Raw genomic sequence first — 14,020 nt, 5'->3', positions numbered from 1 at the left:
TCACGGCTCCGTGCAACGCGGCATCGCCCCCGGCCGCGTGCAGCCCTGGAGGTCGCTTTGTTCGCCGCCGAGGAGCGACGGCACCGGCTCGCGGTCGAAGCCGGCGCATTTTGCGCCATCGGCTTCGACCAACGGACGCCGGATCAGCAGGGGATCGTCGAGCATCAATGCGATCGCGCTCGCGGCGTCGATCTCTGCCGGCTTCACGTCGCCGGACTTGATCCGAGGTGCAGCCGGATTGAACCAGGACGCGATGGGCGTGGCACCAAAGAAGGCGAGCAGGCGCTCTGCGGTCCAGGGCTCCGCCATCAGGTTCTTCGCGATCACCTGATGGCCCGCGGTCTCCAGTGCGCGGATTTGCCGAGCGTTGGTTCCGCAGCCCGGCTTCTGGTAGAACAGCACAGTCGCCACGACCGTGCTCCTATCTCATCATGCTGAGCTGGACCAGCGGCGCGGCGCCGCCGCGGCCGAGGATGGTATCGACCTTCTTGCGGACGCCTTCCAGCGTCAACGGCTTCACCACCGCGCCGTGGGCGCCCGCCTTCATGGCTTCGACCGCGGTGGCCTCGTCGGACTTGTCGGTGACGACGAGAATGCGCACGCCGGGAAATCTTGCGCCGAGCTCGCCGATCAGGGCTGGGCCGCGGGCCTTCACGAAGGATGCGCCGAGCAGCACGACATCGGGTTTCAGCCAGTCAACGCCCTTGGCATAGGCCTCTTCAGGCGTTGCGAGCTCGTGCGTTTCGATCTCGTCGTGCAGCATGAACTGAAGGGCTGCGCGGGTGATCTCGTCCTCGTCGACCACGAACACGCGCCGCTGGTCGACGGCCTTGGCTGTCTCGACACCGATCTGCATCTGTCGTTCTCCTCACATCGCCGTTCGAGGAGGATTAGCAATTTCCGTTCCGCGCTCGCTCAGCTGATATCGCGGTGCATTTGCACCGGCATCGCTGCGATCCTTGTCCGGTTTCGGACAGAAGCCCTACCTCTGTAGGGTTCGACACAGCTTCTGTCGGCCGCTCGCGCCGAAATATTTCGCGAGTGCGATCAGCCTGTTAGCGCGCGCGGAGCGAATGGCACGCCAGTTGCTAATTGGATGCAGCAACAACGAGTGAGGGCTGAGATCACGCCGACGCCGATGGCGAGCGATGTTCTCCTTCCCGAACCCCGCGGGCCCACGCTTCTGAGAGAGAAGCAATCTCGCGCGAGCAGCGCGATGTCATTGGCAATCGGTTGATGGAGAGCAACATGTCTTCACTGAGACAAATCGCGTTTTACGGCAAGGGTGGTATCGGCAAATCGACGACGTCGCAGAACACGCTCGCGGCGCTTGCCGAGATGGGTCACAAGATCCTGATCGTCGGCTGCGACCCCAAGGCGGACTCGACCCGCCTGATCCTGCACGCCAAGGCGCAGGACACCATTCTGAGCCTCGCGGCCAACGCCGGCAGCGTCGAGGACCTCGAGATCGAGGACGTCATGAAGGTCGGCTACCAGAACATCCGCTGCGTCGAGTCCGGCGGTCCGGAGCCGGGCGTCGGCTGCGCCGGCCGCGGCGTCATCACCTCGATCAACTTCCTGGAAGAGAACGGCGCCTATGAGGACATCGACTACGTCTCCTACGATGTGCTCGGCGACGTCGTCTGCGGCGGTTTCGCCATGCCGATCCGCGAGAACAAGGCGCAGGAGATCTACATCGTGATGTCCGGTGAGATGATGGCGATGTACGCCGCCAACAACATCTCCAAGGGCATTCTGAAATACGCCAATTCCGGCGGCGTGCGTCTCGGGGGCCTGGTCTGCAACGAGCGTCAGACCGACAAGGAGCTGGAGCTGGCGGAAGCGCTGGCCAAGAAGCTCGGGACCCAGCTCATCTACTTCGTGCCGCGCGACAACATCGTGCAGCACGCCGAGCTGCGCCGCATGACCGTGCTGGAATATGCGCCGGAATCCAAGCAGGCGGATCACTATCGCAATCTCGCGACCAAGATCCACAACAACGGCGGCAAGGGCATTATCCCGACCCCGATCAGCATGGACGAGCTCGAGGACATGCTGATGGAGCACGGCATCATGAAGGCGGTCGACGAGAGCCAGATCGGCAAGACCGCCGCCCAGCTCGCACTGGCCTGACGACCCTGCCGGCCTTCCCATCCGGGAAGGCCGGCCTCTATCGGCGCCCCCTGCGGCAGAACCGGCGGAGCTTTCCGTGATTGCGGCGCAAGCGACTACCAGCGAAGCGATGGCGCATCGACCGGAGAGGCCCGCGCTCGATGGGCCGCATGCCGGAATAGAGTTCTACCGCCTGCTGACCGGCTGCGAGCCAGCGGAAGCCGACATCAGGGCCGACGCCGATTTCGACCGTCATGTGCTGGCCTCGATCCTGGCTGCAGCAGTGATGGACGGCGGTCCAGTCGCGGAGCGCGCCGGTCTTTCGGAACAGGAATTCAATGATCTGCTGGCCGGCTGTTTCCCATCGGCCACGCTCCGCGCCTTCGCGTGGATGCCGAAACCCGCCTCCGGGATCGACGACGAAGCGATCATGGTGCGCGATCTCCTGCTCGCGCAGCGCTCGACCGAAGGCGACGTCGGCTACTGGCTGGCGGCGATGGTGGCACGGCGCGCGATGGAGCCGAACCATCTCTGGGAAGATCTCGGCCTGCGCGAGCGGCCGGAGCTGTCGCGCCTGCTGATGCGCCATTTCGCGCCGCTGGCGACCCGCAACACAGGGAACATGCGCTGGAAACGTTTCTTCTACCGCATGCTGTGCGAGGACGACGGCTTCGTGATGTGCACGACACCGGTCTGCACGCAATGCAACGAGTTCGACCTCTGCTTCGGCGAGGAAAGCGGCGAGAGCCGCATGGCTGAACGCCGTCGGGAATTTTTGCGGGGCGGCGGTGATCATGCCGAGATTGATGGCCGGTCAGTGTGAGATGATCATGGACGCGTATCCGGAAATGCCCTTCGTCGATGCGTTGGACGCGGAGCCGTCCGCGTCACGCGAAGTCCGGGACGGGGAATGCTCGGCATTCCGCCGGCTGCGTGATGCCGGGCTGCGGCCGACGCGCCAGCGTGTGCTGCTGGCGGACCTGTTGTTTGGTCAGGGGCACCGCCACGTCACCGCGGAAATGCTCTTTGCCGAGTCGGTCGAGGCCAACATCCAGCTCTCGCTGGCGACCGTCTACAACACGCTGAACCAGTTCACCCAGGCCGGGTTGTTGCGCCGGATCGGGCCGGATGGCTCGCGATCGTTCTTCGACACCAACACGACGGTGCATCCGCACTTCTACCTGCATGGCGAGGACAGGCTGATCGATGTCCCCGAGGCGCTTGTCCTCGCCCAGATGCCGGAGCCTCTCCCGGGCCATGAGATCTCGCGGCTCGACATCATCATCCACGTCCGCCGCAAGGCCGCCGACATCTGACACGCCTGTCAGGCCCTGTCGCATTTGCGACAACGCGGGCGGCGTCCAGAAATCCATCAATTTCAGATGCTTGACGGTCGTCCTGACAATGGCACGGGGGTTGCTGAACTGCTGATCGGAATGAATGATTGGAGGACGCGGATGGCGTTTCCCGGCCCAACGACCCGATCGGACGGAGTTCAGCCCCGGCCCGTCGTTCTCAACGACACCACTTTGCGCGACGGCGAACAGGCGCCCGGCGTTGCCTTCACCACCGCGGAAAAACTCTCGATCGCCCGCGCGCTGGCCTCGGCCGGCGTTACCGAGATCGAAGCCGGCACGCCTGCAATGGGCGATGACGAGGTGAGCGCGATCCGCGCCATCGTCGACGCCGACCTGCCGGCGACCGCGATCGGCTGGTGCCGGATGCGGACGGCGGATGTCGATGCGGCCATCGAGTCCGGTGTCTCGATGGTGAATGTCTCGATCCCTGCCTCCGACGTGCAGATTGCCGCCAAGCTGGGTGGCGGCCGGCCGGCGGCGCTGGAGCAGGTGAGGCGGGTGGTCGGCTATGCCCGCGACAGGGGGCTCGACGTCGCGGTCGGCGGCGAGGACTCCTCCCGCGCCGATGTCGAATTCCTGATCGAGCTGATCGCAACGGCAAAGGCCGCGGGTGCGCGACGCTTCCGCGTCGCCGACACCTTGAGTGTGCTCGATCCCGACGCCTCCTTCGCATTGCTGGCAGCCCTTCGCGCCACCACGGACCTCGAGCTCGAGTTCCACGGTCACGACGATCTCGGCCTTGCGACCGCCAATACGCTGGCCGCAATCAAGGCCGGCGCGACCCATGCATCCGTCACCGTGATCGGTCTCGGCGAGCGGGCCGGCAATGCACCGCTGGAGGAGGTCGCGGTCGCGCTCAAGCAGCTCTATGGCTGCGATACTGGCGTGGTGCTGTCGGAGCTGGAGAAGGTGGCCTCCGTGGTAGCCGCCGCGGCCGCGCGCGCCATCCCGCTGAACAAGGCGATCGTGGGCGAGCATGTCTTCACCCATGAATCGGGCATTCACGTCGACGGCCTGTTGAAGGATCAGCGCACCTATCAGGCGCTGGATCCGCGGCTGCTCGGCCGCTCCAACCGCATCGTGATCGGCAAGCATTCCGGGCTCGCGGCGATTACCTCGCTGCTTGCCGAGCTGAAGCTGTCCGTCAGCGCGGAAGAAGCAAAGAACGTCCTCGCCCGCGTCCGCCAGCATGCCGTCGAGCACAAGGGCGCCGTCGCGCGCGAGACGGTGACGGCGATCTGGCGCGAGGTGCGCGAGCGCTCTCTCCTGAATTGCGCGTGAGGGTATCATGGCCTGTGTCGTCGACATTCCGCTCGCTGAACCGTCCCCTCCCGGACCGGTCAAGCCATCCTTGCTGAAGCTGATCCGCGAGGACGTCGGCTGCGTGCGCCAGCGCGATCCCGCCGCGCGCGGGCAACTCGAAACGCTCCTGACCTATCCTGGCATCCATGCCGTGATCTGGTACCGGATCGCCAACCGGCTGTGGACAGGCGGCTGGCGCTTTCCCGCGCGGCTTCTGTCCTGGTTCGGTCGCTTCGCGAGCAATGTCGACATCCACCCCGGCGCACGCATCGGCCGGCGTTTCTTCATCGATCACGGCGCTTGCGTCGTCATCGGCGAAACTGCCGAGATCGGCGACGACGTCACGCTGTATCACGGCGTCACGCTCGGCGGCACCTCGTGGTTTCCCGGCAAGCGCCATCCGACGCTGGAAGATCGGGTCGTGGTCGGGGCGGGCGCCAAGATCCTCGGGCCGATCACGGTCGGCGCCGGCTCGCGCGTCGGAGCCAATTCGGTGGTGATCGACAGCACCCCGCCCGACGTCACAGTGGTCGGCATTCCCGCGCGCGTCGTGCGCCCCCAGCTCGGTCATCGCCGCGTCGTCGGCCGGATCGATCTCGATCATCATCTGATGCCTGATCCCGTTGGCGATGCCATTGCCGTGCTGCTCGACCGTGTCGAGTTCCTGGAAGCGCGGCTCACTCACATGCAGAGGCGCGCCAGGGATGCCGGCACGCCCGCGACGCAGAGCAATCCGTGCATGGCGCCGCAGAGCCCGATGGAGACCGACCATGGCTGATGGAATTCTGGCACAACTCAACAAGGCTTCTGCCGCCGAGGAATTCTTCACGCTGCTCGGCGTCGACTACGACCCGAAGGTCGTCAACGTGGCGCGGCTGCATATCCTGCGCCGCATGGGCCAGTACCTCGCCGGGGAGGACTTTGCGGGGGTTGCGGACGAGACCGTGGCGGAACGGTGCAAGACCGTGCTCGAGCGTGCCTATGCCGACTTCGTCGCCTCGACGCCGATCGACCAGCGCGTCTTCAAGGTCCTAAAGGACGCCGTCGCGCCGCAACCGAAGCAGACGCCGACATTGGTGCAGATCGGCACGCTGAAGTGAAGCCGCGTTCTGTCGCATTTGCGACGTGTGTCGCAGCAGCGTTGTCGGCTCCACTGCCTGAGGCGGATGCAAGCGATACCGTCGCATTTCTAAGTCGCTGTACCGGCATCTGATTTTTGCGATCCGCGCAGTTGGTACGACACTTGCTGTTCTTGCTCTGAACGAAGTTTTGAGACGAGTCCTGGAGAAGCACATGCACATCGTCGTCTGCATCAAGCAGGTTCCGGACTCCGCGCAGATTCGCGTGCATCCCGTGACCAACACCATCATGCGTCAGGGCGTGCCGACCATCATCAACCCCTACGATCTGTTCGCGCTGGAAGCGGCGCTCGAGCTGCGCGACCAGTTCGGCGGCGAGGTCACCGTGCTCACCATGGGACCGCCTTCGGCCGAGGACAGTCTTCGCAAGGCGCTGACCTTCGGTGCCGACCGCGCCGTGCTGCTGACCGACCGCTTCTTCGCCGGCGCCGATACGCTGGCCACCACCTATGCGCTGGCCACCGCGATCCGCAAGATCTCGACAGAGTACGGTGCGCCGGATCTCGTCTTCACCGGCAAGCAGACGATCGATGGCGATACCGCGCAGGTTGGCCCGGGCATCGCCAAGCGGCTCGGCCTGTTGCAGCTCACCTATGTTGCCAAGATCAGCGCACTCGACCTGACGGCTCGCACCATTGACGCCGAGCGGCGCTCCGAAGGCGGCGTACAGCTGCTGCGCACCAGGCTGCCGTGCCTCGTGACCATGCTGGAGGCGACCAATCAGATCCGTCGTGGCGCCATGGCCGATGCCCTGCGCGCCGCACGTGCAGGAATCGTGAAATGGAGTGCGCAGGATGCCGGCGTCGAGGACATCTCGAAATGCGGTCTGCGCGGCTCGCCCACCATCGTCAAGCGGGTGTTCGCGCCCGCCGCGCGCAGCGAGAAGGCGGCGCTGATCGAGAGCGGCGAGCAACCGGCGGAGGCGCTGATCGATGCCATCTTCAAGCGCCAGCCGACACTCGAAACCGAGCTCGCGGCGTTGGCGCGCGGCTATTGAGGCGAGAGGAAGCAATATCATGGGCACCGCACCGAAAACCGCCGCTCCAGCCTCCGGCCGCGCAGCGACCAAGAAGGAGCTGCCCGAGCATTTCAAGGCCTACAAGCACGTCTGGGTCTTCATCGAGCAGGAGCGTGGCCAGGTCCATCCCGTGTCCTGGGAGCTGATGGGCGCCGGCCGCAAGCTCGCCGACAAGCTCAAGGTCGATCTCGCCGCGGTCGTGATCGGCCCCGAAGGCGAGGCGACGCAGAGTGCCGCCGCGGAGTCTTTTTGCTACGGCGCGGACCTCGTCTACATGGTCGCCGACAATCTGCTCGCCGACTACCGCAACGAGTCCTACACCAAGGCGCTGACCGACGTCGTCAACACCTACAAGCCGGAAATACTGCTGCTTGGCGCCACCACGCTCGGCCGTGACCTCGCCGGCTCGGTGGCGACGACGCTGCTCACCGGTCTCACCGCCGACTGCACCGAACTCGACGTCGATACCGACGGCTCGCTCGCCGCGACGCGCCCGACCTTCGGCGGTTCGCTGCTCTGCACGATCTACACGCTAAACTATCGGCCGCAAATGGCCACGGTGCGGCCCCGGGTGATGCCGATGCCGGAGCGCCTCGCGCGTCCGGTCGGTCGCGTCATCAGCCATCCGCTCGGCCTCGTCGAGGACGACATCGTGACGAAGGTGCTGTCGTTTCTGCCCGACCGCGATTCAGCGAAATCCAATCTCGCCTATGCGGACGTCGTCGTCGCCGGCGGCCTGGGGCTCGGATCGCCGGAGAATTTCCAGTTGGTGCGCCAGCTCGCCGCCGTGCTCGGCGCCGAATATGGCTGCTCGCGTCCGCTGGTGCAGAAAGGCTGGGGCACCTCCGACCGGCAGATTGGCCAGACCGGCAAGACTATTCGTCCAAAGCTCTACATCGCTGCGGGCATTTCCGGCGCAATCCAGCATCGCGTCGGCGTCGAGGGCGCCGATCTCATCGTCGCCATCAACACCGACAGGAACGCACCGATCTTCGACTTCGCCCATATCGGCCTCGTCACCGACGCGATCCGGCTGCTTCCGGCGTTGACGGCGGCATTCCGGGCCCGGCTGTCACCGCATTCGCGCGACCGGATCGCGAGTTAGCACAAGGAGAAGCGCCATGATCGAGGAGAAATTCGATGCCATCGTCGTCGGCGCCGGCATGGCCGGCAACGCGGCGGCGCTCACGCTGGCCCAGCGCGGCTTGAAGGTGCTCCAGCTCGAGCGCGGCGAATATTCCGGCTCGAAGAACGTGCAGGGCGCGATCCTTTACGCCGAGATGCTGGAGAAGCTGATCCCGGATTTCCGCGAGGACGCGCCGCTGGAGCGGCATCTGGTCGAGCAGCGCTTCTGGATGATGGACGACCGTTCGCACACCGGCCTGCATTATCGCTCCGACGACTTCAACGAGGAGAAGCCCAACCGCTACACCATCATCCGCGCCCAGTTCGACAAATGGTTCTCGCAAAAGGTCCGCGAGGCCGGCGCCACCGTGCTGTGCGAGACGACGGTGACGGAGCTGGCGCAGGATGCCTATGGCAAGGTGATCGGCGTGCGAACCGACCGCGCCGACGGTGAGATCCACGCCGACGTCGTGGTGCTGGCGGAGGGCGTCAACGGCCTGCTCGGCACGCGCGCGGGCCTGCGCGAGCGGCCCAAGCCCGACAAGGTCGCGCTTGCCGTGAAAGAGATGCATTTCCTGCCGCGTGAGACCATCGAGGCCCGCTTCAATCTCAGGGGCGACGAGGGCATGGTGATCGAGGCCGCCGGCACCATCTCCCGCGGCATGACCGGCATGGGCTTCATCTACGCCAACAAGGAGTGCATCTCGCTCGGTATCGGCTGTCTCGTCGCCGACTTCCAGCGCACCGGCGAAACTCCCTATGGCTTTCTCGATCGCTTCAAGCGGCATCCCTCCGTGGCACCGCTGATCGAGGGATCCGAGGTGAAGGAATATGCCGCACACCTCATTCCGGAGGGCGGCTTCAAGGCGATCCCGCAGCTCTACGGCGAAGGCTGGGTCGTGGTCGGGGACGCCGCGCAGCTCAACAACGCCATCCACCGCGAAGGCTCGAACCTGGCGATGACGTCAGGCCGCATCGCGGCGGAGGCGATCTTCCAGGTCAAGTCGCGCAAGGATCCAATGACGGCGGAGAACCTGTCGCTCTACAAGACCATGCTGGACCAGTCCTTCGTCATCAAGGATTTGAAGAAGTACAAGGACATGCCGGCGCTGATGCACACCCAGTCGCAGAACTTCTTCCTGACCTATCCGGAGCTCGTCTCCAAGGCGATGCAGAACTTCCTGCGCGTCGACGGCACGCCGAAGGTCGAGAAGGAGAAGACGACGTTCAAATCGTTCATCAAGGCGCGGTCGTGGAGCGGATTGTTCGGCGATGCCTTCCGCCTCGCGCGCGCCTGGCGGTAATCTCAAGGAAACGCAATACTGGCGATGGAGACTTAGGCCATGTCGATCGAGCCATCCGTACGTGTCGAGGACAAGCTGTTCTACAACCGCTATCTGGTCGACGCCGGACGCGCTCACATCAAGGTGCGTCCACACACGACCCCGTCGCCCGAGCTGCTCAGCATGCTCAAGGCCTGCCCGGCGCGCTGCTACGAGCTCAACGACAAGGGGCAGGTCGAGATCACCGTCGACGGCTGCATCGAATGCGGGACATGCCGCGTGATCTGCGAGGGGAGCGGCGATATCGAGTGGAGCTATCCGCGCGGCGGCTACGGCGTGCTGTTCAAGTTCGGCTGATCCCTGCAGCGTCGACCATGCGCGAAGCGGCGCCGGTCGGAAGTGCATGAATTCGCGAGACGGTGAGTTGAGCGCAACGCGCCTTGCGGCTAGCATCGCCCTGCCGGAACGCAAGGAATAGAAAATGAAACTGAGTGCACGCAATATTCTTCCCGGAAAAGTCATCGCCGTCACCAAGGGCACGACGACGGCCCATGTGAAGATCGAGCTCGCTCCGGGCCTGGTCGTATTTTCCGCGATCACCAACGAGGCCGTGGACGACCTCGCCCTGAAAGTAGGTGATGCCGTCTCGGCCGTGATCAAGTCATCGGACGTGATGATCGGCAAGTAGCGCCGCGGGCGCGTCGGCAGGCGGACGCGCCGCGCGAGCCCGCCTCATGCGCGACGACAGGTCCTGCCACCAGCCGTCGATCGCTGCTCGCTCGCACAGCAGACTGGTGCCGATCCCGCCGGTAAAATCGTTCCAGGCGTCCAGGCATTTCTCCGGCACGGCCGTGAGCACGGGGATACCGGCGGCGATGGCGTCGGCCAGCTCGTCGCGCAGGCCTTCGCCGGCCGCTTCCTGCTTGGAGAATTTGTTGATAACGACGAGATCGACGTCCGCCGCGATTGCGCGGGTGACGGCAACTGCTGCCTCGGCCAGTCCCGCAGCGTCGAGCTTGCAGGCCGTCGCGCCCGAACCGAGCGGCTGGCAGATCGAAACCTCGCGGCCGGTCATGAGATCGACGGCCTGCATGCCGACCTGACAGCCGCCGCCGTCCTTGATGTTGCGCTGGACGACGCCGCCGATCCGTTCGCCCGATCGCACCAGCGTCTCGGCGAAATCGGCGAGCAAGGTATCGACGTCGTCTTGCGGGCGGTAGAGGATTGCGGCGACGCGGTTCGGGTCGATGTCGTGGAAGTCGATCGGCATGCGGCTTATCCTCTTCGGTTGTTCTACGCGCTTCCGTCGATCCGAGCAATCTGCGTGCCGATCCCGCGTCGCGGCCGGCAGCCTCGGACGGAGGTTCTGTAGCGGTCCGGCATCGATGACGCGGCCTTGTTCCATCAGCACCAGGTGATCGGCAAAGCGCTCGATCTCCGTCATGTCATGGCTGATATAAAGGACCGGCAGCGACAGCCGCTCGTGCACCCGCTCGAGGAACGGCAAGATCTCGTTCCTGGTGGCGTGGTCGAGGGCAGCCAGCGGCTCGTCCCTGAGAAGCAGCTTCGGCTGCGACAGCAGCGCGCGGCCGATCGCAACGCGCTGCCGCTCGCCGCCGGAGAGACGGTACGGCGAGCGGGCGAGCAGGGCGGCGAGGCCGAGCAGCTCCACGACCTCGTCGAACACGATGTCCGCGCCCGCCGCCCTCGGCGCGCCGAATAGCAGATTTCGACGTACCGACAGATGCGGAAACAGACTCGCTTCCTGAAACACGTAGCCGATCGGCCGGCGGTGCACGGGCCGGAACGAACGATGGTCCTGCCAGATTTCACCGTCCACCGCGCAAAAGCCGTCGGCCATTTGCTGCAGGCCGGCGATGCAGCGTGCGACCGTGGTCTTGCCGCAGCCGGACGGGCCGAAGATCGCGGTGACGCCGGTAGCCGGCAGGCTGAGTTCGGCATCGAGCGTGAAATTGCCGAGCCGGCCGCGGAATCCTGCGTTGAGCCGGCCGGGTTCTGCGGTTCTCATGCCGCAGCCCTCGCAGCGCGCTTGTCGACCAGCGTCATGGTCAGGATCACGGCGAAGGCGAAGATCACCATGAGGCCCGCGAGCATGCTCGCCTCGCGCCAGCGCGAGGTCTCGACATAGTCGAAGATCGCGACCGACAACACCTTGGTACGGCCGGGAATGTTGCCGCCGATCATCAGGACGAGGCCGAACTCGCCGACGGTGTGCGCGAAGCCGAGCACCGCACCGGTCAGGAAGCCCGGCCGTGCCAGCGGCACCGCGACGGTCCAGAACGTGCGCGACGGTGAGGCGCGCAGGGTTGCGGCAACTTCGAGCGGCCGCTCGCCCATTGCGGCAAAGGCGTTCCGGATCGGTTGCACCACGAACGGCATCGAATACACCACCGAGCCGATGACCAGGCCCTCGAAGGTGAAGGCAAGCGTGCGCCCGCCCCACAGCTGTGCGATCCAGCCGCCCGGCCCGTCCGGGCCGAGCAGCACCAGCAGATAGAAGCCGAGCACGGTCGGCGGCAGCACCAGCGGCAATGCGACCACGCTCGCGACGATCTCGGTCCACCAGCCCCGCGCGCGAGCCAGCCACCAGGCAAGTGGGGTGGCCAGCACCAGCAGGATCACCGTCGAGATGGCGGCGAGCTCGATCGTCAGCAGCACCGACTGGCGGATCTCCGCCGACCAGATCTCCATGCGCGTCAGCTCTGCCCATCCAGCACGTAGCCGTATTTCTCGATGATGGCGCGGGCCTCGGGCCCCCTCAGGAACGAGATGAATGCACTGGCGGCCTGGTTTCCGGCGCCGGTCTTGAGCAGCACCGCGTCCTGGCGGATCGGATTATAGAGCGCCTGCGGAACGACCCAGCGCGAACCGGCCTCGCTGCCGCTCAGTTGCGACAGCGCAACGAAGCCGATCTCGGCATTGCCGGTCTCGACGAACTGATACGCCTGGGTGATGGTCGCGCCCTCCACCAGCTTCGGCTTCAGGGCATCGTACAGATTCAGCGACTTCATGGTTTCCACGGCGGCGAGACCGTAAGGCGCGGCGGCCGGATTGCAGATCGAGAGCTTTGCGAAGGACGCGGCCTTTAACGTCTCTTCGCCGGTCACCAGTCCCGGAGACTTGCTCCACAGCACGAGCTTGCCGATCGCGTATGTGAAGCGGCTGTCTGCGGTCGCAAGTCCATCCTCGACAAGCTTCTTCGGCCGTGCATCGTCGGCCGACAGGAACACCTGGAACGGCGCGCCCTGCGTGATCTGGGCGTAGAACTGGCCGCTTGCTCCGAAGCTGAGCACCGCTTCGTGTCCGGTCTTCTGCTTGAAGACCGCAGCGATCTCCTTGGCGGCATCGGTAAAGTTGGCGGCCACGGCGACGTTGGTCTGTGCGGCCTGCGCCTCGGGGAATGCGAGCAGCAGCCCTGCGGCGACGGCGATCGTACGAAACAGTTTCATGAATGAACTCCAGCGGACGGTAACCGCCTCCGCGCGAGCCTGATTGCTGCGAGGCGCCGGCCAGGGAAGGCTCAGCAATCGGCGTGCCGGATGCGCGGGTGAAATCTGGTGTGTGGCTTGCAGCAATGAGCGTCGAAACACGGCTATTGCCGCCCCTTGGGGCGGCGAGACCACGGATCCGTGTCGGGTTCACGACAAATTCGTCGACAAGCCGACACCGGCGAAAGGAACGAGGCCATGGCAACCGTTGCATCGCGCGCCGAGCTCGAGCGTCTGCTGGAAGACGATGTGCCCTACGGCGACCTCACCACCGAGGCGCTCGGGATCGGCAGGACCGACGGCGTCATGCAGTTTACCGCGCGCGCGCCGATGGTGCTGGCGCTCGCCGAGGACGCCGCCGCGATCATCGCGCTCGCGGGCTGCAAGGTCGAGCTGTTCGCCGCATCCGGTGCGATGCTGGAGCAGGGCGCGCCGATCCTCGAGGCGCGCGGCCCGGCCGCCGGCCTGCTTAGGAGTTGGAAGGTCGCGCAGACGCTGATCGAGATCTGGTCGGGGGTCGCCAGCGAGACCCGCGCCATCGTCGACGCGGCGAGGGCGGTGGCCCCGCAAATTCCGGTTGCCTGCACGCGCAAGAACGTGCCGGGCACCAAGCGCTTTGCGGTCGCGGCGGTGAAAGCCGGCGGCGCCGTGATGCATCGGCTCGGCCTGTCGGAGACGGTGTTGGTGTTTCCAGAGCATCGCGCCTTTCTCGGCGAGCTGCCGCTGTTTCTGGCGGTCGAACGGTTGCGCCAGGCGGCGCCGGAGAAGAAGCTCGTGATGGAGGTCAAGTCCGCCGATGCCGCCCTTGCCGCGGCGGTCGCCGGCTTCGACGTCATTCAGGCCGAGAAATTCTCACCAGCCGACATCGCCGCGCTGGTGAGGCGCATCGCGTCCATGGCTTATGTGCGGGCCCGCCCGATCATTGCTGCCGCCGGCGGAGTCAATGCGGCGAATGCTGCGGATTATGCAGAGGCGGGCGCCGATGTCCTGGTCACCTCGTCGCCGTATCTGGCCAAACCGAGGGATGTGCAGGTGCGGATCGCGGCGGCCGATGAAAGAGAATCGCCTCTTCATCGCGACCGTGCACATGCCCTGCTGCGTTCCTGAGCCGCCTGCCGCGATGAAGTGCAGAGCGCCGGTTCATTAGTCGCGCTTATGCGGCGAATTGTTACTT

The 14,020-nt window shown here is 65.4% G+C and carries 17 protein-coding genes and 1 pseudogene; 12 read left to right on the top strand and 6 right to left on the bottom strand.

Annotation, left to right across the window (positions count from 1 at the left end):
* Together X268_RS26605 and X268_RS26600 are read right to left on the bottom strand one after the other, a co-directional pair.
* Positions 1 to 411 (bottom strand): ArsC/Spx/MgsR family protein, encoded by a 411-nt coding sequence (locus X268_RS26605; RefSeq protein WP_128927679.1) that lies wholly within the window; start codon positions 409 to 411, stop codon positions 1 to 3.
* 10 nt (positions 412 to 421) lie between these two features.
* Positions 422 to 856, bottom strand: a complete 435-nt coding sequence (locus tag X268_RS26600) for a response regulator (RefSeq protein ID WP_128927678.1) — start codon at positions 854 to 856, stop codon at positions 422 to 424.
* Between the two features lie 392 nt (positions 857 to 1,248).
* Here X268_RS26600 and nifH point away from each other — a divergent pair, with 392 nt between their 5' ends.
* The 11 genes from nifH (at position 1,249) to X268_RS26545 (ending at position 10,025) form a co-directional block, all read left to right on the top strand.
* A complete protein-coding gene (gene nifH, locus X268_RS26595) occupies positions 1,249 to 2,133 on the top strand; it encodes a nitrogenase iron protein (RefSeq protein WP_128927677.1) in 885 nt (294 codons plus the stop codon).
* Positions 2,134 to 2,209: 76 nt separating this feature from the next.
* Positions 2,210 to 2,935: a nitrogen fixation protein NifQ gene (locus X268_RS26590; protein ID WP_430648238.1), complete on the top strand. Its 726-nt coding sequence runs from the start codon at positions 2,210 to 2,212 to the stop codon at positions 2,933 to 2,935.
* A 7-nt stretch (positions 2,936 to 2,942) separates the two neighbouring features.
* A complete protein-coding gene (gene irr / locus X268_RS26585) occupies positions 2,943 to 3,428 on the top strand; it encodes a Fur family transcriptional regulator Irr (RefSeq protein WP_128927676.1) in 486 nt (161 codons plus the stop codon).
* Positions 3,429 to 3,569: 141 nt separating this feature from the next.
* On the top strand, positions 3,570 to 4,751 hold the full coding sequence (gene nifV, locus X268_RS26580) for a homocitrate synthase (protein ID WP_245477667.1): 1,182 nt from the start codon (positions 3,570 to 3,572) through the stop codon (positions 4,749 to 4,751).
* A 7-nt stretch (positions 4,752 to 4,758) separates the two neighbouring features.
* Complete coding sequence (gene cysE, locus X268_RS26575) at positions 4,759 to 5,550, top strand: serine O-acetyltransferase (protein WP_128927674.1); 792 nt, start codon at positions 4,759 to 4,761, stop codon at positions 5,548 to 5,550.
* A complete protein-coding gene (gene nifW / locus X268_RS26570; RefSeq protein ID WP_128927673.1) occupies positions 5,543 to 5,872 on the top strand; it encodes a nitrogenase stabilizing/protective protein NifW in 330 nt (109 codons plus the stop codon). The genes cysE and nifW overlap by 8 nt, the downstream gene beginning before the upstream one ends.
* Positions 5,873 to 6,065: 193 nt before the next feature.
* Positions 6,066 to 6,908 carry an electron transfer flavoprotein subunit beta/FixA family protein gene (locus tag X268_RS26565; RefSeq protein ID WP_128927672.1) on the top strand — a complete coding sequence of 281 codons (843 nt, stop codon included), beginning with the start codon at positions 6,066 to 6,068 and terminating at the stop codon, positions 6,906 to 6,908.
* A gap of 19 nt (positions 6,909 to 6,927) precedes the next feature.
* Positions 6,928 to 8,034, top strand: a complete 1,107-nt coding sequence (locus tag X268_RS26560; RefSeq protein ID WP_128927671.1) for an electron transfer flavoprotein subunit alpha/FixB family protein — start codon at positions 6,928 to 6,930, stop codon at positions 8,032 to 8,034.
* Positions 8,035 to 8,050: 16 nt separating this feature from the next.
* On the top strand, positions 8,051 to 9,358 hold the full coding sequence (locus X268_RS26555) for an FAD-dependent oxidoreductase (RefSeq protein WP_128927670.1): 1,308 nt from the start codon (positions 8,051 to 8,053) through the stop codon (positions 9,356 to 9,358).
* A 39-nt stretch (positions 9,359 to 9,397) separates the two neighbouring features.
* On the top strand, positions 9,398 to 9,694 hold the full coding sequence (locus X268_RS26550; RefSeq protein WP_025037776.1) for a ferredoxin family protein: 297 nt from the start codon (positions 9,398 to 9,400) through the stop codon (positions 9,692 to 9,694).
* A gap of 124 nt (positions 9,695 to 9,818) precedes the next feature.
* Positions 9,819 to 10,025 carry a TOBE domain-containing protein gene (locus X268_RS26545; protein ID WP_100178705.1) on the top strand — a complete coding sequence of 69 codons (207 nt, stop codon included), beginning with the start codon at positions 9,819 to 9,821 and terminating at the stop codon, positions 10,023 to 10,025.
* Here the strand turns inward: X268_RS26545 and X268_RS39810 are convergent.
* The 4 genes and pseudogenes from X268_RS39810 to modA form a co-directional block, all read right to left on the bottom strand.
* Positions 9,999 to 10,607 carry a DUF2478 domain-containing protein gene (locus X268_RS39810; RefSeq protein WP_167506419.1) on the bottom strand — a complete coding sequence of 203 codons (609 nt, stop codon included), beginning with the start codon at positions 10,605 to 10,607 and terminating at the stop codon, positions 9,999 to 10,001. The two genes, X268_RS26545 and X268_RS39810, sit on opposite strands and share 27 nt — an antisense overlap.
* Before the next feature lie 66 nt (positions 10,608 to 10,673).
* Positions 10,674 to 11,366: pseudogene (gene modC / locus X268_RS39805) on the bottom strand (molybdenum ABC transporter ATP-binding protein); the annotation flags it as partial.
* The gene (gene modB / locus X268_RS26535; protein ID WP_128927668.1) at positions 11,363 to 12,049 is read right to left on the bottom strand and encodes a molybdate ABC transporter permease subunit; all 687 of its coding nucleotides are present in this window, start codon (positions 12,047 to 12,049) and stop codon (positions 11,363 to 11,365) included. The gene modB and the pseudogene modC, both read right to left, overlap by 4 nt.
* 5 nt (positions 12,050 to 12,054) lie before the next feature.
* Positions 12,055 to 12,807: a molybdate ABC transporter substrate-binding protein gene (gene modA, locus X268_RS26530; RefSeq protein WP_128927667.1), complete on the bottom strand. Its 753-nt coding sequence runs from the start codon at positions 12,805 to 12,807 to the stop codon at positions 12,055 to 12,057.
* Between the two features lie 237 nt (positions 12,808 to 13,044).
* Between modA and modD the strand changes: the two genes are divergently transcribed.
* A complete protein-coding gene (gene modD / locus X268_RS26525) occupies positions 13,045 to 13,953 on the top strand; it encodes a ModD protein (protein WP_164937948.1) in 909 nt (302 codons plus the stop codon).
* Positions 13,954 to 14,020: the final 67 nt, after the last annotated feature.

The organism is Bradyrhizobium guangxiense, assembly GCF_004114915.1.
In the GTDB taxonomy this organism is placed as follows: Bacteria; Pseudomonadota; Alphaproteobacteria; order Rhizobiales; family Xanthobacteraceae; genus Bradyrhizobium; species Bradyrhizobium guangxiense.
The sequence above is the reverse complement of the archived record's forward strand: the minus strand, read 5'-3'. Positions and strand labels throughout refer to the sequence as shown.